Origin of the sequence: Streptomyces sp. NPDC093510 (assembly GCF_040683555.1) — a bacterium.
Taxonomy (GTDB): Bacteria; Actinomycetota; Actinomycetes; order Streptomycetales; family Streptomycetaceae; genus Streptomyces.
In genome coordinates this window covers 48,724-70,231 of sequence record NZ_JBFBEE010000040.1, presented here as the reverse complement: position 1 = coordinate 70,231, position 21,508 = coordinate 48,724, and the positions used below count along the sequence as shown (strand labels likewise).

General features: G+C 71.5%; 21 protein-coding genes and 1 pseudogene. 11 read left to right on the top strand and 11 right to left on the bottom strand.

Annotated elements, in window-relative coordinates:
* Positions 1-187: pseudogene (locus AB0N81_RS39300) on the bottom strand (cytochrome ubiquinol oxidase subunit I); the annotation flags it as partial.
* Complete coding sequence (coxB, locus tag AB0N81_RS39295) at positions 184-1,146, bottom strand: cytochrome c oxidase subunit II (protein WP_365367246.1); 963 nt, start codon at positions 1,144-1,146, stop codon at positions 184-186. The gene coxB and the pseudogene AB0N81_RS39300, both read right to left, overlap by 4 nt.
* Before the next feature lie 370 nt (positions 1,147-1,516).
* Here coxB and AB0N81_RS39290 point away from each other — a divergent pair, with 370 nt between their 5' ends.
* Positions 1,517-2,893: an aminotransferase class V-fold PLP-dependent enzyme gene (locus tag AB0N81_RS39290; RefSeq protein WP_365367245.1), complete on the top strand. Its 1,377-nt coding sequence runs from the start codon at positions 1,517-1,519 to the stop codon at positions 2,891-2,893.
* 4 nt (positions 2,894-2,897) lie between these two features.
* Here AB0N81_RS39290 and AB0N81_RS39285 read toward each other — a convergent pair whose 3' ends face one another.
* Entirely contained in the window at positions 2,898-3,872 is a 975-nt protein-coding gene (locus AB0N81_RS39285; RefSeq protein WP_365367243.1) for a carbohydrate kinase family protein, read from the bottom strand.
* A 144-nt stretch (positions 3,873-4,016) separates the two neighbouring features.
* Here AB0N81_RS39285 and AB0N81_RS39280 point away from each other — a divergent pair, with 144 nt between their 5' ends.
* Together AB0N81_RS39280 and AB0N81_RS39275 are read left to right on the top strand one after the other, a co-directional pair.
* Positions 4,017-4,244: a hypothetical protein gene (locus AB0N81_RS39280; RefSeq protein WP_365367253.1), complete on the top strand. Its 228-nt coding sequence runs from the start codon at positions 4,017-4,019 to the stop codon at positions 4,242-4,244.
* Between the two features lie 164 nt (positions 4,245-4,408).
* Positions 4,409-5,926: a hypothetical protein gene (locus AB0N81_RS39275; RefSeq protein WP_365367241.1), complete on the top strand. Its 1,518-nt coding sequence runs from the start codon at positions 4,409-4,411 to the stop codon at positions 5,924-5,926.
* Positions 5,927-6,011: 85 nt separating this feature from the next.
* On the opposite strand, the gene AB0N81_RS39270 is transcribed toward AB0N81_RS39275, so the two are convergent.
* A complete protein-coding gene (locus AB0N81_RS39270; protein WP_030933606.1) occupies positions 6,012-6,368 on the bottom strand; it encodes an iron-sulfur cluster assembly accessory protein in 357 nt (118 codons plus the stop codon).
* Positions 6,369-6,616: 248 nt separating this feature from the next.
* Between AB0N81_RS39270 and nadA the strand changes: the two genes are divergently transcribed.
* Positions 6,617-7,837, top strand: coding sequence for a quinolinate synthase NadA (nadA, locus tag AB0N81_RS39265; RefSeq protein ID WP_365367239.1), 1,221 nt, complete (start codon positions 6,617-6,619; stop codon positions 7,835-7,837).
* Between the two features lie 63 nt (positions 7,838-7,900).
* Here nadA and AB0N81_RS39260 read toward each other — a convergent pair whose 3' ends face one another.
* From AB0N81_RS39260 to AB0N81_RS39245, 4 genes are all read right to left on the bottom strand, one after another.
* A complete protein-coding gene (locus AB0N81_RS39260) occupies positions 7,901-8,581 on the bottom strand; it encodes a response regulator transcription factor (protein WP_365367237.1) in 681 nt (226 codons plus the stop codon).
* The gene (locus AB0N81_RS39255; RefSeq protein ID WP_365367235.1) at positions 8,578-9,798 is read right to left on the bottom strand and encodes a histidine kinase; all 1,221 of its coding nucleotides are present in this window, start codon (positions 9,796-9,798) and stop codon (positions 8,578-8,580) included. Before AB0N81_RS39255 ends, AB0N81_RS39260 begins: the two co-directional genes overlap by 4 nt.
* Before the next feature lie 165 nt (positions 9,799-9,963).
* On the bottom strand, positions 9,964-10,242 hold the full coding sequence (locus AB0N81_RS39250) for a hypothetical protein (RefSeq protein WP_365367233.1): 279 nt from the start codon (positions 10,240-10,242) through the stop codon (positions 9,964-9,966).
* Positions 10,243-10,289: 47 nt separating this feature from the next.
* Positions 10,290-11,084 carry a PspA/IM30 family protein gene (locus AB0N81_RS39245; RefSeq protein WP_365367231.1) on the bottom strand — a complete coding sequence of 265 codons (795 nt, stop codon included), beginning with the start codon at positions 11,082-11,084 and terminating at the stop codon, positions 10,290-10,292.
* 292 nt (positions 11,085-11,376) lie between these two features.
* Here AB0N81_RS39245 and AB0N81_RS39240 point away from each other — a divergent pair, with 292 nt between their 5' ends.
* The 3 genes from AB0N81_RS39240 to AB0N81_RS39230 all read left to right on the top strand — a co-directional run bounded on the left by AB0N81_RS39240 (position 11,377) and on the right by AB0N81_RS39230 (position 13,945).
* Positions 11,377-12,003, top strand: coding sequence for a DUF3043 domain-containing protein (locus AB0N81_RS39240; protein WP_365367229.1), 627 nt, complete (start codon positions 11,377-11,379; stop codon positions 12,001-12,003).
* Between the two features lie 71 nt (positions 12,004-12,074).
* Positions 12,075-12,785: a class I SAM-dependent methyltransferase gene (locus tag AB0N81_RS39235; protein ID WP_365367252.1), complete on the top strand. Its 711-nt coding sequence runs from the start codon at positions 12,075-12,077 to the stop codon at positions 12,783-12,785.
* Positions 12,786-12,868: 83 nt separating this feature from the next.
* Positions 12,869-13,945 carry a trypsin-like peptidase domain-containing protein gene (locus AB0N81_RS39230; RefSeq protein WP_365367227.1) on the top strand — a complete coding sequence of 359 codons (1,077 nt, stop codon included), beginning with the start codon at positions 12,869-12,871 and terminating at the stop codon, positions 13,943-13,945.
* Between the two features lie 240 nt (positions 13,946-14,185).
* Here the strand turns inward: AB0N81_RS39230 and AB0N81_RS39225 are convergent, their stop codons facing one another.
* Positions 14,186-14,422 carry a hypothetical protein gene (locus tag AB0N81_RS39225; protein ID WP_365367225.1) on the bottom strand — a complete coding sequence of 79 codons (237 nt, stop codon included), beginning with the start codon at positions 14,420-14,422 and terminating at the stop codon, positions 14,186-14,188.
* Between the two features lie 100 nt (positions 14,423-14,522).
* On the opposite strand from AB0N81_RS39225, the gene AB0N81_RS39220 reads away from it, so the two are divergent.
* Positions 14,523-15,782, top strand: a complete 1,260-nt coding sequence (locus tag AB0N81_RS39220; protein ID WP_365367223.1) for a bifunctional adenosylcobinamide kinase/adenosylcobinamide-phosphate guanylyltransferase — start codon at positions 14,523-14,525, stop codon at positions 15,780-15,782.
* Between the two features lie 30 nt (positions 15,783-15,812).
* On the opposite strand, the gene AB0N81_RS39215 is transcribed toward AB0N81_RS39220, so the two are convergent.
* The gene (locus AB0N81_RS39215) at positions 15,813-16,877 is read right to left on the bottom strand and encodes a class I SAM-dependent methyltransferase (protein ID WP_365367221.1); all 1,065 of its coding nucleotides are present in this window, start codon (positions 16,875-16,877) and stop codon (positions 15,813-15,815) included.
* Positions 16,878-17,012: 135 nt separating this feature from the next.
* Here AB0N81_RS39215 and cobT point away from each other — a divergent pair, with 135 nt between their 5' ends.
* The 3 genes from cobT (at position 17,013) to AB0N81_RS39200 (ending at position 20,721) form a co-directional block, all read left to right on the top strand.
* Complete coding sequence (cobT, locus tag AB0N81_RS39210) at positions 17,013-18,107, top strand: nicotinate-nucleotide--dimethylbenzimidazole phosphoribosyltransferase (RefSeq protein ID WP_365367219.1); 1,095 nt, start codon at positions 17,013-17,015, stop codon at positions 18,105-18,107.
* Positions 18,108-18,202: 95 nt separating this feature from the next.
* Entirely contained in the window at positions 18,203-19,993 is a 1,791-nt protein-coding gene (locus AB0N81_RS39205; RefSeq protein WP_365367217.1) for a phosphatidylglycerol lysyltransferase domain-containing protein, read from the top strand.
* Complete coding sequence (locus AB0N81_RS39200) at positions 19,990-20,721, top strand: hypothetical protein (RefSeq protein WP_365367215.1); 732 nt, start codon at positions 19,990-19,992, stop codon at positions 20,719-20,721. The genes AB0N81_RS39205 and AB0N81_RS39200 overlap by 4 nt, the downstream gene beginning before the upstream one ends.
* Here the strand turns inward: AB0N81_RS39200 and AB0N81_RS39195 are convergent.
* Positions 20,628-21,425: a hypothetical protein gene (locus AB0N81_RS39195; protein ID WP_365367213.1), complete on the bottom strand. Its 798-nt coding sequence runs from the start codon at positions 21,423-21,425 to the stop codon at positions 20,628-20,630. The two genes, AB0N81_RS39200 and AB0N81_RS39195, sit on opposite strands and share 94 nt — an antisense overlap.
* Positions 21,426-21,508: the final 83 nt, after the last annotated feature.

Sequence of the window (21,508 nt, the reverse complement as noted above, 5' to 3'; positions counted from 1 at the left end):
CCATCACACCGCCGATGCAGAAGAACGCGAACGACGTGACCAGATAGAGCGTGCCGATCGTCTTGTGGTCAGTGGTGGTCAGCCACTTGATGACGACGTTTCCCGGCTGCTTGCGCCTGACCGGCAGCTCGTCCTCGTACGAGTCTTCTGCTGCCGCGGCACCCTGGGGTTCGTTGAGGATGCTCACAGGTTGTTCGTCTCCCGGTTCTTCTCAGGGCCCGTCTGCTCAATGCCGGCCGGGATGTAACCGGTCTGGTTCTTCTTCGCGAGGTCCTCGAGGTGCTGCTTGTAGCGCTCGGGAGAGACGACCTTGACGTTGAAGAGCATCCGGGAGTGGTCGACGCCGCAGAGCTCGGCGCACTTGCCCATGAAGGTGCCCTCCTTGTTGGGAGTCACCTCGAAGGCGTTGGTGTGGCCCGGGATGACGTCCTGCTTCATGAGGAACGGCACCACCCAGAAGGAGTGGATGACGTCACGCGAAGTCAGAACGAAACGGACCTTCTCGCCCTTGGGGAGCCAGAGGGTCGGTCCGGGGTTGCCGTTCTGGGGGTTCCGCTCGCCGGGCGTGCCGACGTCGTAGACACCGCCGGCGTTGGCCGGGAAGTCCTTGCGGAAACGGTCCGGAATGGCGTCCAGGTCCTTGGACGTCTTGGCGTCGTCCTTGTCGGAACCCTTGACGTCCTCGACGTAGTTGAAGCCCCAGCTCCACTGGAAGCCGACCACGTTGACCGTGTGGGCCGGCTTGTCGTCGAGTTCGAGGAGCTTCGACTCATCACGTGCCGTGAAGTAGAAGAGCACCGAGACGATGATGAGAGGCACCACCGTGTACAGCGCCTCGATGGGCATGTTGTAACGCGTCTGCGGCGGTACTTCCACCTTGGTGCGGCTGCGCCGGTGGAAGACGACGCTCCACAGGATCAGACCCCAGACCAGGACGCCCGTGGCGAGCGCTGCCGCCCACGAGCCCTGCCAGAGGGAGAGAATCCGCGGAGCCTCTTCCGTTACCGGGGTGGGCATTCCAAGGCGGGGGAAATCCTTGTATGTGCAACCGGTGGCGGTTGCCAGGATCAGGCCCGCAGTCAGCACCTGCGGCAGCTTCCGCCGCATCGGGCGCCGCGACGAGCGGTCGGAGCCGTTGGGACTCACGTAGCGCCTTCCCGAGAGTCTCGCCCGCGCGGTCGGCTGCGGCCTTCACGCTGGTAGGTCGCCGCCCTGCGTCGGGCAGGGGTTTGGATGTTTATGCGGACCAAACCCTACTGGACGCTATTTGGGGTCGCGCGGGGAGGGTGCCTAACGCGCCGCGGGTCACTCCGAAGGGTGGGACGGGCCCCCGTCCACCGGTTTCTGACGGGGCTTTGGGGCGCCCACCGGCTCGGCGGAATCTGTTGGTCCGCGGGTGCGGGCCGGTGGGGGCTTGTCGCGCAGTTCCCCGCGCCCCTGAGGCGCGCCCCTTCGGGGCGTTCCCTCAGGGCGCTCCCTGGAGCTACCCGGTCAGCCGACGTCTTAGCGTGGGGGCGTGGCCTACTTCGATGTTGCTTCCTCCGCTCCCCTTCATCCCGTTGCCCGGCAGGCTCTGCAGGCCTCGCTCGACGAGGGGTGGGCCGATCCCTCGCGGCTCTACCGGGAGGGGCGGCGGGCCAGGCTGCTGCTGGACGCCGCGCGGGAAGCGGCCGCCGAAGCGGTCGGCTGCCGTCCGGACGAGCTGGTCTTCACCACCTCCGGCACCCGCGCCGTGCACTCCGGAATCGCGGGAGCGCTCGCGGCGCGTCGGCGCGTCGGACGCCACCTGATCGTGTCGGCCGTCGAACACTCGTCGGTGCTCCATTCGGCGGCGGCCCACGCGTCCGACGGCGGGGCGGTCACCGAGGTGGCGGTGGACCGCGGCGGGGCGGTGGCCCCAGAGGCGTACGCCGCCGCGCTGCGCGAGGACACCGCGCTCGCCTGTCTGCAGTCCGCCAACCACGAGGTCGGCACCGAGCAGCCGGTCGCCGAGGTGGCGGCGGTGTGCCGGGCCGCCGGGGTGCCGCTCCTGGTGGACGCCGCGCAGTCGCTGCCCTGGGGGCGTGTCGACGGGGGCTGGTCGCTGCTGACCGGGAGCGCCCATAAATGGGGTGGTCCGGCAGGTGTCGGGTTTCTTGTCGTACGTAAAGGGGTGCGCTTCGCCGCGCAGGGTCCCGTCGACGAGCGGGAGTCCGGGCGCGCCGCGGGGTTCGAGAACATTCCGGCGATCGTGGCGGCGGCCGCCTCGCTGCGGGCGGTGCGGGCCGAGGCCGTCGCGGAGGCGGCGCGGCTGCGGGAGCTGACGGAGCGGATCCGGGCGCGGGTGCCCGGGCTCGTGCCGGACGTGGAGGTGGTGGGCGATCCGGTGCGGCGCCTTCCGCACCTCGTCACCTTCTCCTGTCTCTATGTCGACGGAGAGACAGTGCTGCACGAGCTGGACCGGGCCGGTTTCTCCGTGTCGTCGGGTTCCTCGTGCACGAGCTCGACGCTGACGCCGAGCCATGTGCTGCGCGCCATGGGGGTGGTCAGCGAGGGGAACGTACGGGTCTCGCTGCCGCTCGGGGCCGACGAGGCGGATGTCGAGCGGTTCCTCGATGTGCTGCCCGGGGTGGTGCGCGGCGTGCGGGAGACCTTGGGGGCGCCGGCCGGGGGCGGCAGCGGGGAGGCCGAGGCGGTGACGGTCGACGCGCTCGGGATGAGCTGCCCGCTGCCGGTCATCGAGCTGGCCAAGGCGATCGGCGGGGTGCGGGTGGGCGGCACCGTCACCGTGCTCGCCGACGACGAGGTCGCGGCGGTGGACATCCCGGCGTGGTGCTGGACGCAGGGCCAGGAGTACGTGGGTGAGCGGCCGGCGGACCGCGGTGTCGCGTACGTGGTCCGCCGGAGCTCGTGACGCGCTAGACCAGGTGCGGCTGGACCTCAGCGGCGGCCGCGTGGCCGTACGCCTTGGTGAAGCGGTCCATGAAGTTGCTGCGGCGCAGCTCGTACTCCTGCGTGCCGACGGTCTCGATGACGAGGGTGGCGAGCATGCAGCCGACCTGGGCCGCGCGCTCGTGGGAGACGCCCCAGGCGAGGCCCGACAGGAAGCCCGCGCGGAACGCGTCGCCGACGCCGGTCGGCTCGACCTTCGCCTCCTCCTCCGGGACGCCGACCTCGATCGGGTCCTGGCCCACGGACTCTATGCGGACGCCTCGCGAGCCGAGGGTCGTCACGCGGTGGCCGACCTTGGAGAGGATCTCGGCGTCGGTCCAGCCCGTCTTGGACTCGATGAGCCCCTTCTCGTACTCGTTGGAGAAGAGGTACGTCGCGCCGTCGAGGAGTGTGCGGATCTCCTCGCCCTCCATGCGCGCGATCTGCTGCGAGAAGTCGGCGGCGAAGGGGATCTCGCGGGTGCGGCACTCCTCGGTGTGGCGGAGCATCGCCTCGGGGTCGTCGGCGCCGATCAGGACGAGGTCGAGGCCGCCGACGCGGTCGGCCACCGTCTTCAGCTCGATGAGGCGGGCCTCGCTCATCGCGCCCGTGTAGAAGGAGCCGATCTGGTTGTGGTCGGCGTCCGTGGTGCAGACGAAGCGCGCGGTGTGCAGGGTCTCGGAGATCCGGACCGAGGCGGTGTCCACGCCGTGCCGGTCGAGCCAGGCCCGGTACTCGTCGAAGTCGGAGCCGGCGGCCCCGACCAGGATCGGACGGGTGCCGAGCTGCCCCATGCCGAAGGTGATGTTGGCGGCGACGCCGCCCCTGCGCACATCGAGGGCGTCGACGAGGAAGGAGAGGGAGACCGTGTGCAACTGATCGGCGACCAGCTGGTCGGCGAAGCGGCCGGGGAAGGTCATCAGGTGGTCGGTGGCGATGGAGCCGGTGACTGCAATACGCACGGCTGGGTGCTCCTGTGGAGGAGAGGTGGGATTGACAGTTCACGCTACCGGGTCGAGGTGCCGTAGAGGCACCGTCCCTGAAGTGGCAAAACTACCCGATAGTAGGGCTTTTTTCGTGGGCGGCCTGATGCATACGGTGCCTTTATGACCGTTGTCCCGAAGGATGTCGTTCCGCAGTATCGTGCCGCACCCTCCTCGGAGGCCCCGGAGAGCATGGAGACGCTGCGCGGGGACTGCGCCCGCATGGCGCCGCACTGGGTGGCACCGGCCACCACCGCGACCGCCCCTGTGCCGCCCTCCCTGATCCACGGGGTCACCGTCCCGCCCGGCTCGGCCCGCCTGCTCTCCGAAATGTCCGAGTACGGGGACTGAGGGAGACTGACTCCGGGGCCCCGGCGCCCGTACAGGGAACCGTGCGCTCCCCCGCTGCGTCCCATCGCCGTCCCCCGTAAAGGGGAAGTGGGATACGACGAAGCCCGCCCGTGGGAAGCCCCCGTGGGATCTCAGGGACAGCAGTGCAGCGAAGGAGCGATGCGGTGAGCACCGAGCGATCCGTTCATGAGGCGGCCGAGCCGCAGCGGCGACGGTCCCGCCTGGCCGTCGTCTCGGTCGCGGCCACCGTGCTGCTGGTCGGCGGCGGTGGCGCGTACTTCGCGTCGACCGCGTCCGACGGCGGCGACGGCGGCAGCGACGGGGCCCCCGTGGGGGACGGCGGTCCGCCGCCGCTCGCCCTGGACGGCTATCCGGCCGGCGACCGGCAGGGCGACGGCAGCAACGGCACCGGCAGCACGGGCGGCACCGGCGGCATCGCCCCGGGCGAGCCCGACCCGAGCGGCGCCACGTACAAGGCGACCGGCACGCTGCCCAAGGGCCCGAAGTCCGCGTCGGTGTACCACTCGCGCGGCGAGGTCACCCTGTCCGAAGTGACCGGGCTGGCCAAGGCGCTCGGAGTGGCCGGGAAGCCGATGTCGCGGGACGGCGCCTGGAAGGTCGGCCAGGACAACGACGGTTCGGGGCCCTCGCTTCAGGTGAACAAGCAGGCGCCCGGCACCTGGACCTACGCCCGGCACGGCGTCGGCGGCACCGACAACTGCCCCAAGGGCAAGCCCTGTTCCAGTTCCTCCACAGCGCCGAACGGCGAGATGGGCGACGCGGTGGGCGAGAAGGCCGCCAAGGACGCCGCCGCACCCGTCCTGAAGGCGCTCGGCCAGGACGACGCGAAGCTGGACGCCCGCCAGCTCATGGGCGCCGTCCGCGTCGTGAACGCCGACCCGAGGATCGGCGGCCTGCCGACCTACGGCTGGTCGACCGGCATCCAGGTCGGCCCGGGCGGCGAAGTGGTCGGCGGCAGCGGCCAGTTGAAGGCGCCGGAGAAGGGCGCGACGTATCCGGTGATCGGCGCCCGGGAGACCCTGGACCAGCTGAACAAGTCGAGTGGTGACGGCGGCGTCGGCATCGGCGGCTGTGCGACCCCGGTGCCGCACATGGACGACAGTACGAAGACGGAGGGCGGCGGATCGAAGCAGGCGCCCTGCGAGCCGTCGTCGACGCCTCCGAAGCCACGGCCGGTCGCCGTCGAGGGCGCCACGTTCGGGCTCGCGACGCACTTCGTGGACGGCAGGCAGACCCTCGTACCGTCCTGGCTGTTCGACATGAAGCCGCAGGGCGCGCGCGACACCTTCACGGTGACGCACCCGGCGGTCGCCCCCAAGTACCTGACGTCGCCGAGCACTCCGGGCACGCCCACACCCACCGAGAAGCCGGGCAAGGGCGACAAGGGCGGCAGCGGCTCCGCGGACAAGGCGCGCGTCGAGTCCTACAGCGCCGACGGGAAGTCGCTGACCGTGCACTTCTGGGGCGGCGCGTGCAGTGAGTACTCCGCGTCCGCGCGGGAGGACGGCGACCGCGTGACGGTCACGGTCACCGAGACCGCGCGCAAGGGCGACGTCTGCATCATGGTGGCCAAGGAGCTCAAGGAGACGGTCACCCTCGACAAGCCGCTGGGCGACCGCAAGGTCGTCGACGCCGGGGGCGAGACGGTGAAGCGGAAGTAACGCGCACCCACGAAGCGCACACACGAAGGCGGCGGCCCCCTGAAGGTTCAGGGGGCCGCCGCCTTCGACGTGGGTGCTTACAGGCTCAGCTGAAGGAGTCGCCGCAGGCGCAGGAGCCGGTGGCGTTCGGGTTGTCGATCGTGAAGCCCTGCTTCTCGATGGTGTCCACGAAGTCGATGGAGGCGCCGCCCAGGTAAGGAGCGCTCATGCGGTCGGTGACGACCTTGACGCCGTCGAAGTCCTTGACGACATCGCCGTCGAGCGAGCGCTCGTCGAAGAACAGCTGGTAGCGCAGGCCCGAGCAGCCGCCGGGCTGAACGGCGACGCGCAGCGCCAGGTCGTCCCGGCCCTCCTGCTCAAGGAGGCCCTTCACCTTGGCCGCGGCGGCGTCCGACAGGAGGATGCCGTCGCTCACGGTGGTGGTCTCGTCCGATACGGACATCTGCTTCTCTCCCGGGTTGTACGGAGACTGCTTGCCGACGGTTGCAACCGGCGGGGCCGCGGATTCATTCCGGGCCGAGCGCTTACGTCCTTGCCCCTTCATGCTCGCACATTGGGCCGGAGGAGAGAGCGGACCAGGGAACGGCGAATGCGTCACATCGACACTATGGCCATCGTCAAACTGACGTGAAGCAGCTATGATAGATAACGTCAATTAGACGAAAAGGTTCGTCTGTCAGATCAGAAAAGGTGCGTGCCGTGACCACCGCCCAGCCTTCCGCGGACCTCGTGGACCTCGACGTCCAGCCGACGCCTCTCGCGCTGCTGCTGCTCGGCCGCGAAGCCGACCCGAAGAGCGAGCGCGGCGTGGATTGCCCCGGCGACCTGCCGTCCCCCTCCGACCCCGACCTGGTGGAGCGCGCCCGCGCCGCCAAGGAGAAGCTCGGGAGCAAGGTCTTCGTCCTCGGCCACCACTACCAGCGCGACGAGGTCATCCAGTTCGCCGACGTCACCGGCGACTCCTTCAAGCTGGCGCGGGACGCCGCCGCGCGGCCGGACGCCGAGTACATCGTCTTCTGCGGTGTGCACTTCATGGCCGAGTCCGCGGACATCCTGACGACGGACGACCAGAAGGTCGTCCTGCCCGACCTGGCCGCCGGCTGCTCGATGGCCGACATGGCCACCGCCGAGCAGGTCGCCGAGTGCTGGGACGTGCTGACCGAGGCCGGGATAGCCGAGCAGGTCGTCCCCGTCTCGTACATGAACTCGTCGGCCGACATCAAGGCCTTCACCGGCAAGCACGGCGGCACGATCTGCACGTCGTCGAACGCCAAGCGCGCCCTGGAGTGGGCCTTCGAGCAGGGCGCCTCCCAGTCGTCGACAAAGGTGCTGTTCCTGCCCGACCAGCACCTCGGCCGCAACACCGCCGTGCGGGACATGGGCTTCTCGCTCGACGACTGCGTGGTCTACAACCCGCACAAGCCGAACGGCGGCCTGACCGTCGAGCAGCTGCGCGCCGCGAAGATGATCCTGTGGCGCGGGCACTGCTCGGTGCACGGGCGCTTCTCGCTGGAGAGCGTGGAGGACGTGCGCGCCCGCATTCCGGGCGTGAACGTCCTGGTGCACCCCGAGTGCAAGCACGAGGTCGTCGCCGCGGCCGACTACGTGGGCTCCACGGAGCACATCATCAAGACCCTGGAGGCGGCGCCGGCGGGCTCCAAGTGGGCCATCGGGACCGAACTGAACCTCGTACGCCGTCTGGCGAATCGTTTCGCCGCCGAGGACAAGGAGATCGTCTTCCTCGACAAGACGGTCTGCTTCTGTTCGACCATGAACCGCATCGACCTGCCGCACCTGGTCTGGACCCTGGAGTCCCTCGCCGAGGGCAGCCTCGTCAACCAGATCGAGGTGGACCGGGAGACCGAGCAGTTCGCCAAGCTGGCCCTGGAGCGGATGCTGGCGCTTCCGTAGTCCTCCTTTTCTCGCGCGTAAGGGGCGCCCGCTATTGCGGGCGCCCCTTACGCATGGGAGGAGTCACTCCACCCTTGGACGTACCAGGCCCGATTCGTACGCGATGACGACGAGTTGAGCCCGGTCGCGCGCGCCGAGCTTCGCCATGGCCCTGTTCACATGGGTCTTCACGGTGAGCGGGCTGACCTCGAGGCGCTCGGCGATCTCGTCGTTCGAGTGGCCGCCCGCGACCTGCACGAGGACCTCACGCTCGCGGCCGGTGAGCGCGTCGAGCCGCTCGCCGCCCACGGGCGCGTCCCCGTCGAGGCCCTCGCCCTGCGCGAGGAACTTGGCGATCAGCCCCTTCGTGGCCACCGGGGAGAGCAGTGCCTCGCCCGCAGCCGCGATGCGGATGGCGCCGAGCAGCTCGTCGGGCTCCGCGCCCTTGCCGAGGAACCCGGAGGCACCGGCGCGCAGCGACTGCACCACGTACTCGTCGACCTCGAACGTCGTCAGCATCACCACGCGCACATGGGCCAGGGACGGGTCGGCGCTGATCAGACGGGTGGCGGCGAGTCCGTCGGTGCCGGGCATCCGGATGTCCATGAGGACCACGTCGGCCCGCTCCGACGTGGCGAGCGCGACCGCCTCCGCCCCGTCGGACGCCTCGCCGACCACCTCCATGTCGGGCTCGGAGTCGACGAGCACCTTGAACGCGCTGCGCAGCAGCGCCTGGTCGTCGGCGAGCAGTACGCGGATCGTCACGCCGTCCCTCCCTTTGCCGTGGTGACGGGAAGGATCGCATGGACGCGGAAGCCGCCTCCGTAGCGGGGGCCCGCCGAGCAGCTGCCGCCGAGCGCGGTGACGCGCTCGCGCATGCCGAGCAGGCCGTGGCCGCCGCCGTCGGTGTTCTCTCCACCGTCCTTGCCGGGGCCGGGGCCGTCGTCGATGACGGTGACCTCCACGTTCGGGCCGACGCGGACGACGCTCACCTCCGCCTTGGCGTCCTTCCCCGCGTGCTTCTGCACGTTGGTCAGCGCCTCCTGGATGATCCGGAACGCGGCGAGGTCGACGGCGGCCGCCAGGTCGAGGCCGACCTGGCCGAGCGCCACCTCCACGGGCAGACCGGCGTTGCGGAACGTCTCCACGAGCTCGTCGAGGCGGTGCAGGCCCGGGGCCGGCTCGGTGGGCGCCTCGGGGTCGCCGGTCTGCCGCAACAGGCCGACGGTGGCGCGGAGTTCGTTGAGCGCGGAGCGACTGGCGTCCCGTACGTGCGAAAGGGCCTCCTTCGCCTGGTCGGGCCGCTTGTCCATGACGTGCGCGGCGACACCGGCCTGCACGTTGACCAGGGCGATGTGGTGGGCGACCACGTCGTGCAGATCGCGGGCGATGCGCAGCCGCTCCTCGGCGACGCGGCGCCTGGCCTCCTCCTCCCGCGTGCGCTCAGCCCGCTCGGCGCGCTCCCTTATGGCGTCCACGAAGGCGCGGCGGCTGCGCACCGCGTCGCCCGCGGCGGCGGCCATCCCGGTCCACGCGAAGATGCCGAGGTTTTCCTGCGCGTACCAGGGCAGGGGGCCCGAGAGCATCGCGACGCCGGTGAGGCCCGCCATGGTGACGAGGCCGATCCGCCACGTCGTGGAGCGGTCCGTGTTGGCGGCGACGGTGAACAGCGCGATGACGGCGCACATCACGACGGGGGCGCGGGGTTCGCCGGTGAGCAGCTCGACGATGGAGGCGGCGCACGTCGCGGCCAGCACGGACCAGGGGGCGCGGCGCCGGAAGATCAGGGCGAGCGCGCCGAGCGCCATCAGGAGCAGGCTCGGCGCGTCAGGGGTGCGGGTGCCCCAGTTGGGGCCGTGTTCTCCGTAGGGCTCGGCGAAGGAACCGACGACCATACAGACGAGGACGGCGAAGGCGAGCACCGCGTCCACCGCCACCGGGTGTGTTCTGGCCCAGCCGCGGCCTCGTACGAGAGTGGTCACGTGCTAAACGGTACGGGGGTCGGCCGTAGGCCTTGACCAGAACTGCGGCATCGGTTCTGGCTGCGGGGTCGTTGTGGCTGGGCGCGGCCACGCGGCGGAGCCGCACATGTCACCGCCCGCGCCCCTGGAAAGCGCTCCCCGCGGGGCGCTCCCTGCCGCGGGGCGTCAGCCTGGGATCAGGCCGTCGTCGCTCAGCATGTCGCGGACCTCGTCCAGTGTGGCGTCCGGGGAGGGGAGGATCAGTTCCGAGGGTTCCAGGGCGTCGTCCGGGAGGGGGACGCCGAGCTCCCGGACCTTGTCCAGGAGCGCGTGGAGCGTGTGACGGAAGCCGACGGCGTCGCCGCCCTCCATCTCCTCGAGCAGTTCGTCGTCCAGCTTGTTGAGTTCGGCGAAGTGGCTGTCCGCCAGCTTCACCTGCCCCTCCCCCATGATCCGTACGATCATGTCGTCCTCCTCGGACGTGAGCGGTACCGCGTGATACCTGCGTAGGGCTACTGCTTGTCGAAGCGCGGGGTGTCCTGGGGCTGCTGCGACTGGGTGCGGCCCTGGCCGCCCTCGATCGCCTGCTGCCCGCTGCTGGAGCCCCCGGCGAGCTCCGCCTTCATGCGCTGCAGTTCCAGCTCTACATCTGTACCACCGGAGAGGCGGTCGAGCTCGGTCTGGATGTCGTCCTTGGCGAGTCCGGAGGAGTCGTCGAGCGCACCGGACGCGAGCAGTTCGTCGATCGCGCCGGCCCGCGCCTGGAGCTGCGCGGTCTTGTCCTCGGCGCGCTGGATCGCCATGCCGACGTCGCCCATCTCCTCGGAGATGCCGGAGAAGGCCTCGCCGATGCGGGTCTGCGCCTGGGCCGCGGTGTACGTGGCCTTGATCGTCTCCTTCTTGGTGCGGAAGGCGTCGACCTTGGCCTGAAGCCGCTGGGCCGCGAGGGTGAGCTTCTCCTCCTCGCCCTGGAGCGTCTGGTGCTGCGTCTCCAGGTCCGTCACCTGCTGCTGGAGCGCGGCGCGGCGCGACAGGGCCTCACGGGCCAGGTCCTCGCGGCCGAGCGCCAGCGCCTTGCGCCCCTGGTCCTCCAGGGTCGAGGACTGCTTCTGGAGCTGGGTGAGCTGCAGTTCGAGGCGCTTGCGTGAGGTCGCCACGTCGGCGACGCCGCGGCGCACCTTCTGCAACAGCTCCAGCTGCTTCTGGTACGAGTAATCGAGGGTTTCGCGCGGGTCCTCGGCCCTGTCGAGGGCCTTGTTCGCCTTCGCGCGGAAGATCATCCCCATACGCTTCATGACACCGCTCATGGGCTTCGCGCGCCCCCTTCTGACGGACTTCCAGCTCCAGGTACCTGCTCAGAACCACAGTACGGGCCCTGCATCCATTACCGCACTGTTCGCGTGCTGATGCGCTCATCCCCAAGGACGACTGCGTCCGGCGCCGATCCGGCGTAAGGAGTAGGTGCACCCCTGTGAACCGACCCCGATGCCCTCGGGGCAGCCGCCGCCGAACCGGCCGCATACCGCCTGCTACGTCCCCTTAGGCACATAAATCAAGACGCCCGGTGTTGCCGGATCGTTCCCCGCCTGGCGGACGTCCATGTCCCCGCACCCCGTACCCTTGGCTTTTGTGTTCCGTAGCCGATCCAAGGAAGAGAAGGCCCCGGCCGCGCAGGCGCCGGTGACCGACTCCAACCAGCCCCGTGACCCGCAGGCCCCCAAGGGCCGCCCCACCCCCAAGCGCGCCATGGCGCAGTCGCAGCGTCGCAGCGTGACGAACACGCCGACGACGCGCAAGGAGGCCGCCAAGCGGCAGCGCGACGAGCGCCGCGCCCAGATGGCGAAGCAGCGCGAGGCGCTGGCGAGCGGTGACGAGCGGTTCCTGCCCGCCCGTGACAAGGGTCCCGTGCGCAAGTTCGCGCGCGACTTCGTGGACTCGCGCTTCTGCATCGCCGAGTTCTTCCTGCCGCTCGCGGTGATCATCCTCGTCCTGAGCATGGTCCGCGTGCCCCAGCTGCAGAACATCGCCCTGCTGCTCTGGCTCTTCGTGATCGTCCTGATCGTCGTCGACTCGGTCGCCACCGTGTTCCGTCTGAAGAAGCGCCTGAACGAGCGGTTCCCGGACCAGAACAAGAAGGGCGCTGTCGCGTACGCCCTGATGCGCACGCTCCAGATGCGCCGTCTCCGGCTGCCGAAGCCGCAGGTCAAGCGCGGAGAACGGCCCTGAGCGGATTCACCGGCGGAGCCGGGGCCTGGCTGGAGAAGCTGGGTGGCCTGCGCAACGCCGTTCGACAGGAGCTGGTGGCCCGGCAGCTCGACGAGCAGATAGCGGGGCGCTTCCCCGTGGGGCAGCGCCTGCGGGTGCTCGACGTCGGCATGGGGCAGGGCACGCAGGCGCTGCGGCTCGCCCGCGCCGGACACAAGGTGACGGGCGTCGAGCAGGACCCCGCCATGATCGCCGCCGCGCGTGCGGCGCTCGCCGAGGAGCCCGAGGGCATCCAGGGGCGGGTGCGGATCGTCGAGGGCGACGGGCACCAGACCGGGGTGCACTTCCTGCCCGGCAGCTTCGACGTGGTGCTGTGCCACGGCGTTCTGATGTACGTGGAGGAGCCCGACGCGCTCCTCGCCGGGCTGGCCCGGATGCTGGCGCCCGGCGGGCTGCTCTCGCTGCTGGTGCGCAACGCGGAGGCGCTGGCCATGCGGCCGGGCATGGCCGGGGACTGGGCGGGGGCGCTCGCCTCCTTCGACTCCGTCACGTACCGCAACCGGCTCGGGGTCGACGCCCGCGCGGACCGGCTCGACGCGCTGACCTCGGCGCTGGCGGGGATCGCGGCGCCGCTGCAGGTCTGGTACGGGGTGCGGGTCTTCACGGACACCGCGGCCGACGAAGCGGCGATTCCTCCGGAGTGGGAGCTCGAGGCACTGCTCGCCGCCGAGGAGCGGGCGGGGCGCACCGATCCGTACCGGCGGGTCGCGGCGCTGCTGCATCTCTGCGGAGTGCGGGACTAGAGGTACGGGCTCGGGGGGTCGGCGACGCCTGATCGGCCCTCTAAGTCAGGGCGACGCCGTACGACGAAACCGACACTCGGGACATGAGTGTCTCTCGTACGCGTGCCGTGTCGTCCTCCGTCCTGCCCCTTCTCGCCGTCCTCACCGCCGCCTCGCTCGTCAGCGGCTGCTCCTCAGGGTCCGGATCCGGATCCCGTGACTCCGGCGGGTCCACCACGCAGGCCGCGCCCGCCGCCGCGAGCGGTCTGCAGGACGAGTACCAGAAGGTGATCAAGGACGTTCTGCCGTCCGTCGTCCAGATCGAAGCCGCGGAGGGCCTCGGCTCCGGAGTCGTCTACGACGGCAAGGGGCACATCGTCACCAACGCCCACGTCGTGGGCAAGGAGAAGCGGTTCAAGGTGACCACCGCGACCGGCGAGCAGGCGCTGACCGCCGAGCTGGTCGCCACCTATCCGGAGCAGGACCTCGCCGTCGTCAAGCTGGGCGACGTGCCGAACGGGCTGAAGGCCGCGAAGTTCGGCGACTCCACCAAGGCCGAGGTCGGACAGATCGTGCTGGCCATGGGCTCCCCGCTCGGCCTGTCGTCCAGCGTCACCCAGGGCATCGTGTCGGCGACCGGGCGCACCGTCAGCGAGGGCCGCTCCGGCGGCGGGACCGGGGCCACCATCGCCAACATGGTGCAGACCTCGGCCGCCATCAACCCGGGCAACAGCGGCGGCGCGCTCGTCGACCTCGAAGGGCAGGTCATCGGCATCCCGACGCTCGCCGCGAGCGACCCGGACATGGGCGACAGCGCCGCGCCGGGCATCGGCTTCGCGATCCCGTCCTCGATGGTGAAGACCGTCGCCGACCAGATCATCGAGAGCGGCAGGGTGACCGACTCGGGCCGGGCCGCCCTCGGCATCACCGGCCGCACCGTCCTCGGCGACGACTACCGGCCCGCGGGCGTGGCCGTCGTCGAGGCCGGGAAGGGCGGCGCCGCGGCGGACGCGGGCATGGCGGCCGGGGACATCATCACCCGGCTCGGCGACGACGAGGTCACCACGATCAACTCACTCTCGGAGGCGCTCGCGTCGGCGCGGCCGGGCCAGAAGACGCGGGTGACGTACGTGCGGGACGGGGACGAGAGGACGACGGACGTCACGCTCGGCGAGATGTAGCCGGGGGCGTGGGCGTGGGCCGGGGGCGCGGCCCGGGAGCCGGGGGCGCGGCCCCGGAGCCGGGGGCGCGGCCCGGAAAGCCACAGGCGCGGCCCGGGAAGCCACAGGCACGGCCCGGGAAGCCGCAGGCGCGGCCCGGGGAGGCAGAGGTGCGGGAGGCGGCGGTCGTGGTCCGGCTGCCGCCTCCCGTGGTGGCCCGGGTGACCGGGCGCTCGCGCCCGGGGCCGGTGTCGAGAGCCTCTAGGCCGACGCGTCCGCGTCCTCCGGCTCGTCCTCCATGTGCAGGCTCATCGGCCCGTAGATCTTGTTCGCGTCCTCGAAGAGCGTCACCTGGTCGGCGCCGCCCTCGGCGAGCGGCTTCCAGTACTCACCGACCCAGGACTCGGCGTCGCCCTGCGTGGTGAACTCCTCGGGCTGCACCGCGGGCTGGACCTCCGTCCCGTCCGCCTTCTCGAACCGCCACGTCCATGCCGCCATGTCAGCCTCCCGAGGTCCCGTGGCGGTGTGAGAACCGCCTGAATCCGCTTGAAGCCTATCCGGGCGCGCGGCGCTCGACCCGACGCGGGAGGATCTTCGTGTGGAACTCACTCTGCTCGGCACCGGCGCCCCCGGCGGACTGCCCCTCCCCGACTGTCCCTGCGCGGCCTGCGCGACCGCGCTAGGCGACGCGGCGCGCGCCGCGACCGCGCTCCTCGTGGACGGCGTACTGCTCCTCGACCTCACCCCCGGAGCGGCCTTCGCGGCCGCCCGCGCGGGGCACTCGCTCAGCGGAGTCCGTCAGGTCCTTCTCTCGCATCCGCACGACGGGCCTCCGGTCGAGGTGCCCGCGGGGCTGCCGCAGCCCGGGCGGGTCGCCGACGGGCGGGAGTTGGCGCTGCTCACCGGGCACCGGGTGCGCGCGGTGGCGCTGGACGCGCCCGGTACCGGGTACGAGGTGACGGGGCCCGACGGGGAGCGGCTGCTGTACCTGCCGCCGGGCGGGGCGCCCGCGGGACTCGCCGAGGGGAACGGGGCCGCGGGCAACGGCGGCAACGGCGGGCATGGCGGCCATGGCGGCAACGGCGGGCACGTGACGTACGAGATGGTCCTCGCCGATGTCCTCGGGCGTCCCGACGGGCTCGCCCGGCTGCGCGCGGCCGGGGCCGTCGGGCCGACCACCGACGTGCTCGCGGTGCACATCGGCCACGAGGCGCCGCCCGGCCGTGAGCTGACGCGCCGGCTCGCCGCCGTGGGGGCGCGGGCCGTGCCGGACGGTTCGACGCTGGTGGTCGGCGCCTACGAGGACGTACCGGACGTGCCGCGCCGCACCCTTGTCCTTGGCGGCGCGCGCTCGGGCAAGTCGGTGGAGGCCGAGCGGCGTCTGGAGGCCTTCCCGGACGTGCTGTACGTGGCGACCGGCGGGACCAGGAGCGGTGACACCGAGTGGGCCCGTCGGGTGAGCCTGCACCGCGAGCGGCGTCCCGGTTCCTGGCGGACCGCCGAGACCTGCGACCTGGTGCCGCTGCTCGCCGAGGACGGGCCGCCGCTGCTCATCGACTGCCTGTCGCTGTGGCTGACCCACGTCATGGACGAGGTGAAGGCGTGGGACGACGCCGAGTGGGCGGGCGGCGGGGAGCGGGCGCTGCGGGAGCGCGTCACCGAACTCGCGGAGGCGGTGCGGGCCACCCGGCGCACGGTCGTCGCCGTCTCGAACGAGGTCGGCTCGGGCATCGTCCCCGCGACCGCGTCGGGCCGCCGCTACCGCGACGAACTGGGCCGCCTCAACACGGCGTTCGCCGGCGAGTGCGAGCACGTGCTGCTCGTCGTGGCGGGCCAGGCCCTGGCGCTGCGCGGCTGAGAGTCAGTCTGTGTCCTCACCCCGCTCCGTTCATGAGGCACCTCGGCGGGCGACGATCCGGTAGGTGTTGGCGAAGCCGGTGCGGGTGAGCAGGGGCGACAGGAGCATGTCGAGGACGCGGGCGAGCGCCACCGGGGGCAGGGACGCCCAGCGTGCCGCCTGCCGCAGCCTCAGCCGGAGCGGGGAGGCCGGCCTGGCCCGCCACGGGACGTCGGGCTCGGGCATGCGGCAGCCGAGGAAGAGCGCGACCGCCGCGGTCAGGTCGATCGGGACGTGCGCCGCGCGGCGTTCGACGGCGACGACCGTGAAGCCGAGTTCCTCCAGCGCCGCGCGGAGGTTGGCGAGCGGCATGAGGTGCAGGTGCTGCGGCTGGAAGTACGAGAGCCACCACTTGCCGAGCAGCCCCGCGTAGCGGCACTCGGGGTCGGGGGCCTCGATGAGGAGGTGTCCGCCGGGGCGCAGCACGGTTCTCGCGGCCGCGAGTTCCGCGCGGGGGTCCGGGGTGCGCGGCAGGCAGTGGAACATGCTCATCGCGTCGTACCGGCCCGCGAGGGAGTCCGCGAGCTGCGTGAGGGTGCCGCGGTGGCCCTCCTCGATGCGGCCGCGCCGTACGCCCTCCGCGACGCCGCGGCCCCGGTCGATGCCGTCGAAGGACGTGTACGGCAGCACCTGCTTGGCCAGGGCGGGGAAGTGCGCGGCACCGGTGTCGACGTCCAGCCAGCACTCGGGCTCGTCGAAGGCACCCAGGGCGCGGGCACCGGAGAGGCGGCGCTTGGCGCCCGCACCGCCGAAGCCGCCGAAAGCGCCCCGCCCGCCGATGCCGCCGCGCAAGTCCCTGCGGTAGAAGTCCCGGCCCTCCGGGGTGAGGCGGGGGTTCTGGAAGCAGTGGCCGCAGTCGCCGCACCGGTCGACCCTGAAGCTGCCCGGCTTGCGCTGGATCAGGTCGGTGGTGCGCAGCCTCGTCCGCAGCCGCCCGGAGCCGCACCAGGGGCAGTCCGTACGGCGGGGCTCGTGGAACCGCTCGGTGCCCTGGGCGAGTTCGGCGAGGTAGACGGGGCGCCGTGCGGCGACCTGGCGTGCGGCATCCGTGGTCATGGTCGTACTCCTGGAGGAAGCCGGGACAAACAGGGACGTAAGGGATCATTCCCGCATAAGTAGTGACGCTACGCATGGTGTGGTCCGTAGGGGCGTTCGAGCGGCGCCTGCACCGCTCCCGGTACTGTTCGGCGAATGAGCTCGCTGAATCTCGACGACTTCACCGACCTGATCGAGCGGCCCGACGGCGGGGTGCGCCGCGACGCCGAGGAACGCAGGGAGCGGCAGACCGTGCCGCCCGGCTCGCTGGGCCGCCTCGACGAACTCGGCGAGTGGCTCGCGGCGGCCCAGTCGGCGGTGCCGGTGCGGCCGGTCGAGCGGCCGCGCGTGGTGCTGTTCGCGGGCGACCACGGGGTCGCCGAGCTCGGTGTCTCGGCGCGGCCCGCGGGGAGCGCCGCCGATCTCGTACGTTCCGTACTGGCCGGTGAGAGCCCGGCCGCCGTGCTCGCCCGCCGCCTCGACGTGCCCGTGCGGGTCGTCGACATGGCGCTGGACTGCGACCCGGGCGAGCTGCCGGCCGAGGTCGCGGGGCACCGGGTGCGGCGCGGCTCGGGCCGTATCGACATCGAGGACGCGCTGACCGCCGAGGAGGCGGAGCAGGCGCTCCGCGCGGGCATGGCCGTGGCCGACGAGGAAGCGGACTCGGGCACCGATCTGGTCGTGCTCGGCGATGTGAGCGTGGGCGGTACGACGCCCGCGGCGACGCTGGTCGCCGCGTTGTGCGGGACCGACGCGTCCGTGGTGACGGGGCGGGGCGGGGAGCCCATCGACGACCTGGCGTGGATGCGCAAGTGCGCGGCGGTGCGGGACGCGCTGCGGCGGGCCCGGCCTGTGCTCGGCGACCAGCTGGAGCTGCTCGCCGCGGTGGGCGGCGCCGATGTGGCCGCGATGACGGGTTTCCTGCTGCAGTGCGCGGTGCGGCGTACGCCGGTGATCCTCGACGGCGTCGTGGCGTCGGCGGCGGCGCTGGTGGCCCAGCGGGTCGCGTTCCGGTCGCCGGACTGGTGGCTGGCGGGGCACGACAGCGGGGAGCCGGCCCAGGCCAAGGCGCTCGACCGGATGGCGCTCGAACCGCTCCTGAACCATGGGGTCAAGGTCGGCGAGGGTGCCGGGGCGCTCCTGGCACTGCCGCTGGTGCAGGCCGCCGCGGCGCTCTCGGCGGAGCTGCCCGAGCGGGCCGCCGCCGCGGAGGACGAGAAGCCCGAGTCGACCATCGAGGACGAGAGCTAGCCGCTGCGGCGCGGGCCCGGCGGGGCCAATTCGGACAGAACCCCTGGATCACCTAGATCATCCCCCATGGCCCGGGACCCATATGATCCCTTTTCATGGGAGATGAGCAGGTCGTCGCCGGGCGACAGGAATCACGCACCGTCATACAGCGCCGCGCCGCCGGGTTCGCCGTCTGGTATCTCCGGGCCGTCACCTTCATCAACTTCCTGAGCGCGGTCTGGGTCTCCCTCGGGCAGGACCTGCGGCAGCACAACACGGAGGACTTCTTCACCCCGTATCTGCTGACCGCCGGCTTCGCGTCGGGGGCGTTCACGCTGTTCCTTGCGATCACCATGCGGCGCCGCAAACGCGCCGCGTGGATTCTCAACTCCGTGCTCAGCGGCCTCTTCCTGCTGCTCTTCGCCCTCGCGATGGTCCTCCCTGAGATGCGCGCACACGCGCAGAACTGGATCTCGCTGGTGCTGACCGCCGCCTTCGTCGCGGCTCTGATCGCCGGCCGCCGCGAGTTCTACGCCAAGGGCGACCGCTCCAACCCCAAGCTGGCGTCGGCCGTCGCGGCCGGCGGGCTCCTGGTGACCTCGCTGATCGCGGCGCTGCTGGTCACCGCCACCAACAACGCCCACGACGAGAGCCGTTCGACCTTCCTGGACCGCTGGCGCTACGGCACCATGCGCCTCGTCTCGCTGGCCGCCGACGACGAGCACTTCGAGGGCCTCGCCACGCCCGGCTGGGTCGACGTCGCCATCAACGTCCTGAGCGCACTGCTGCTCTGCGCCGTGCTGTACGCGGCGTTCCGCTCCCGCAGGGTCGTCGATCCGCTCACCGAGGACGACGAGGAGAGGCTGCGCGCGCTGCTGGACCGGCACGGCGACCGCGACTCCCTCGGGTACTTCTCGCTGCGCCGCGAGAAGAGCGTCGTATGGTCTCCGACCGGCAAGGCGGCGGTCGCGTACCGCGTCGTCGGCGGTGTCTCGCTGGCCTCCGGTGATCCCATCGGCGACCCGGAGGCCTGGCCCGGCGCGATCGAACCGTGGCTCGCCGAGGCCCGCGAGCACGGCTGGATCCCCGCCGTGATGGGCGCGAGCGAGGAGGCGGGCACGATCTACGCGCGGCACGGCCTGGACGCCCTGGAGCTGGGCGACGAAGCCATCGTGGAGATCGCGGCCCGAGGCGCAGCCTCCAAAGAACACTTCACCCTTGAGGGGCGGGCCATGCGTACCGTCCGGCAGGCGTACAACCGTGTGAAGCGCGCCGGGTACACGGTCCGCATCCGCCGGCACGAGGACATCCCCGCCGAGGAGATGGCGGCCCTCCTGGAGCGCGCCGACGACTGGCGCGACGGAGCCACCGAACGCGGCTTCTCCATGGCGCTCGGGCGGCTCGGCGACCCGGCGGACGGGCAGTGCGTGATGGTCGAATGCACGGACGTCGACGGCGTGTTGCGAGCGGTGCTCTCCTTCGTCCCGTGGGGGCCGCACGGGCTCTCCCTGGACCTGATGCGGCGTGACCGCGACTCCGAGAACGGCCTGATGGAGTTCATGGTCATCGAACTCCTGCAGCACGCCCCCGAGATCAAGATCACTCAGGTGTCGCTCAACTTCGCGATGTTCAGGTCGGTCTTCGAACGCGGCTCACGGCTCGGCGCGGGCCCGGTCCTGCGCCTGTGGCGGTCGCTGCTCAGCTTCTTCTCCCGGTGGTGGCAGATCGAGTCCCTCTACCGGGCCAACGCCAAGTACCGGCCGATCTGGGAACCCCGCTTCCTCCTCTTCGAGAAGAGCTCCGACCTCCTGCGCATCGGCGTCGCCTCCGGTCGGGCGGAGGGCTTCCTCGAAGCGCCGGGCCTGCCGAAGTGGCTGCACCGCAAACACCTGGAGTCGAGACGATGAGTGCCCTGGCCCGCTACGCACGCGCCGAGTGGGGGCCGCTCTTCTCCACCGTGCGCGACGCGCTCGCCGCCCGGCGCTGGCGGGCCGTGCCCATGACCCTGGCGGCGGTCTGTCTCACGGCTGTCTTCCAGTACGTGCAGAACCAGCCCTGGGGCTTTCGATTCGTCCAGGACATCGGCTGCGTACGCGCCGAGGACCCTCTCTGGCTGGCCCTGCTCCGCACGCCGCTCTCCCTCTTCGTGCCCGCCCTCGACCTGCCCGTGTGGGGCGCGCTCGCGCAACTCCTGATCGTCTTCGGAATCGCGGAGATCTGCCTGGGCCGGTGGCGCACGCTGCTCGTCGCGTACACGGCCACACTCGCCGGCACGCTCTACGCGCGCGTGGGCATCGAGTTGGGCCCCGGCAACCCGATCGGTCTGCCGGCGTCCGACGCGCAGGTCGTCGACACCGGCCCGTCCGCCGCCGTCGTCGGCCTCGCCGTCCTCGTGTGCTGGCGCTACCGGGCGTACTTCACCGCCGCCCTGGTCACCGTCCTGATGGTCGTCGAGGTGCTGGTCAAGAACAACCTCGCGGGCAAGGAGCACCTGGCCGCCATCGCCGCCGTGCTCGTGCTGTGCGCGATCGAGGCGGTACGTCACCGGCGCGGCGGCACACGCTCCGACGGGTCCTCGGACGGTTCCGGCCCGGAGGGCGAGGGGCCCGGCGTGAAGCCGCCGATCCAGTCCTGAAGCCTGCGGCGCGGACCGGTCCATCGGCGGTCGTGCCGGAAGGCCCGCAGCCCCGCACGCGCGCGTGCCCGGTGCCGGTTGCGGTAGAACCGCCGCGCCCACGCCGACCCCGGCCGGGCGAGCCGGACCGCGCCGACCAGCGCGACGAGCGGGACCACCATCCCGATCAGAGCCGTGCGCAGCTTGCCCTTGAGGAGCGCGATCACGGCGAAGGCACAGTTGACGCCGACGTTCAGCGCGAACAGGGCCCGGTTCTGCCGCTCGACGGGCGTCAGGTCGTTGACCCCGAGCGGCGTGAAGCCGGTGAGCACGAGCACCACCAGGGCGGCCGTGAGCATGACGACCTCCACGCTCTTGCGGCCCTGCTCGCTCCAGTAGACGTCGTCGAGATGGAGGATCAGCGCGAACTCGTCGAGCACGAGGCCCGCGCCGAGCCCGAAGATGACGGCGGCGTACAGCGGCCCGGCGCCGTGCCGTCCCGCGGCCACCGCCCAGAACCCGCCGACCAGCATGAGGAAGATCCCCGGCACGACGTGGTGGACGTGCACGTCACCGGTGCTGATGTTCCGGAACGGCCCCCTGCCCGCCCGGATCAGCCGCGTGATGGTCCGGGTGACCAGGAACGACCCGACGAACGAGAGCAGCGCGAGCAGCAGCGGCAGCTTCCCCGGCTCGACGATGTTCCGGTACCACCAGTCGTTCATGCGGCCCGCCAGGCGTTCATGCGCCCATCCTCCGTCTCCGGAGAGTGATCCGCAGGGCGGGCCGTCGCCGCGGGGTAGCCTTC

Coding starts and splice junctions, on each gene's coding strand:
- AB0N81_RS39280 (WP_365367253.1), top strand. CDS start 4,017: ATGACCGTTGTCCCGAAGGATGTCGTTCCGCAGTATCGTGCCGCACCC.
- AB0N81_RS39270 (WP_030933606.1), bottom strand. CDS start 6,368: ATGTCCGTATCGGACGAGACCACCACCGTGAGCGACGGCATCCTCCTG.
- AB0N81_RS39250 (WP_365367233.1), bottom strand. CDS start 10,242: ATGATCGTACGGATCATGGGGGAGGGGCAGGTGAAGCTGGCGGACAGC.
- AB0N81_RS39245 (WP_365367231.1), bottom strand. CDS start 11,084: ATGAGCGGTGTCATGAAGCGTATGGGGATGATCTTCCGCGCGAAGGCG.
- AB0N81_RS39240 (WP_365367229.1), top strand. CDS start 11,377: ATGTCCCCGCACCCCGTACCCTTGGCTTTTGTGTTCCGTAGCCGATCC.
- AB0N81_RS39230 (WP_365367227.1), top strand. CDS start 12,869: ATGAGTGTCTCTCGTACGCGTGCCGTGTCGTCCTCCGTCCTGCCCCTT.
- AB0N81_RS39225 (WP_365367225.1), bottom strand. CDS start 14,422: ATGGCGGCATGGACGTGGCGGTTCGAGAAGGCGGACGGGACGGAGGTC.
- AB0N81_RS39215 (WP_365367221.1), bottom strand. CDS start 16,877: ATGACCACGGATGCCGCACGCCAGGTCGCCGCACGGCGCCCCGTCTAC.
- cobT (WP_365367219.1), top strand. CDS start 17,013: ATGAGCTCGCTGAATCTCGACGACTTCACCGACCTGATCGAGCGGCCC.
- AB0N81_RS39205 (WP_365367217.1), top strand. CDS start 18,203: ATGGGAGATGAGCAGGTCGTCGCCGGGCGACAGGAATCACGCACCGTC.
- AB0N81_RS39200 (WP_365367215.1), top strand. CDS start 19,990: ATGAGTGCCCTGGCCCGCTACGCACGCGCCGAGTGGGGGCCGCTCTTC.
- AB0N81_RS39195 (WP_365367213.1), bottom strand. CDS start 21,425: ATGAACGACTGGTGGTACCGGAACATCGTCGAGCCGGGGAAGCTGCCG.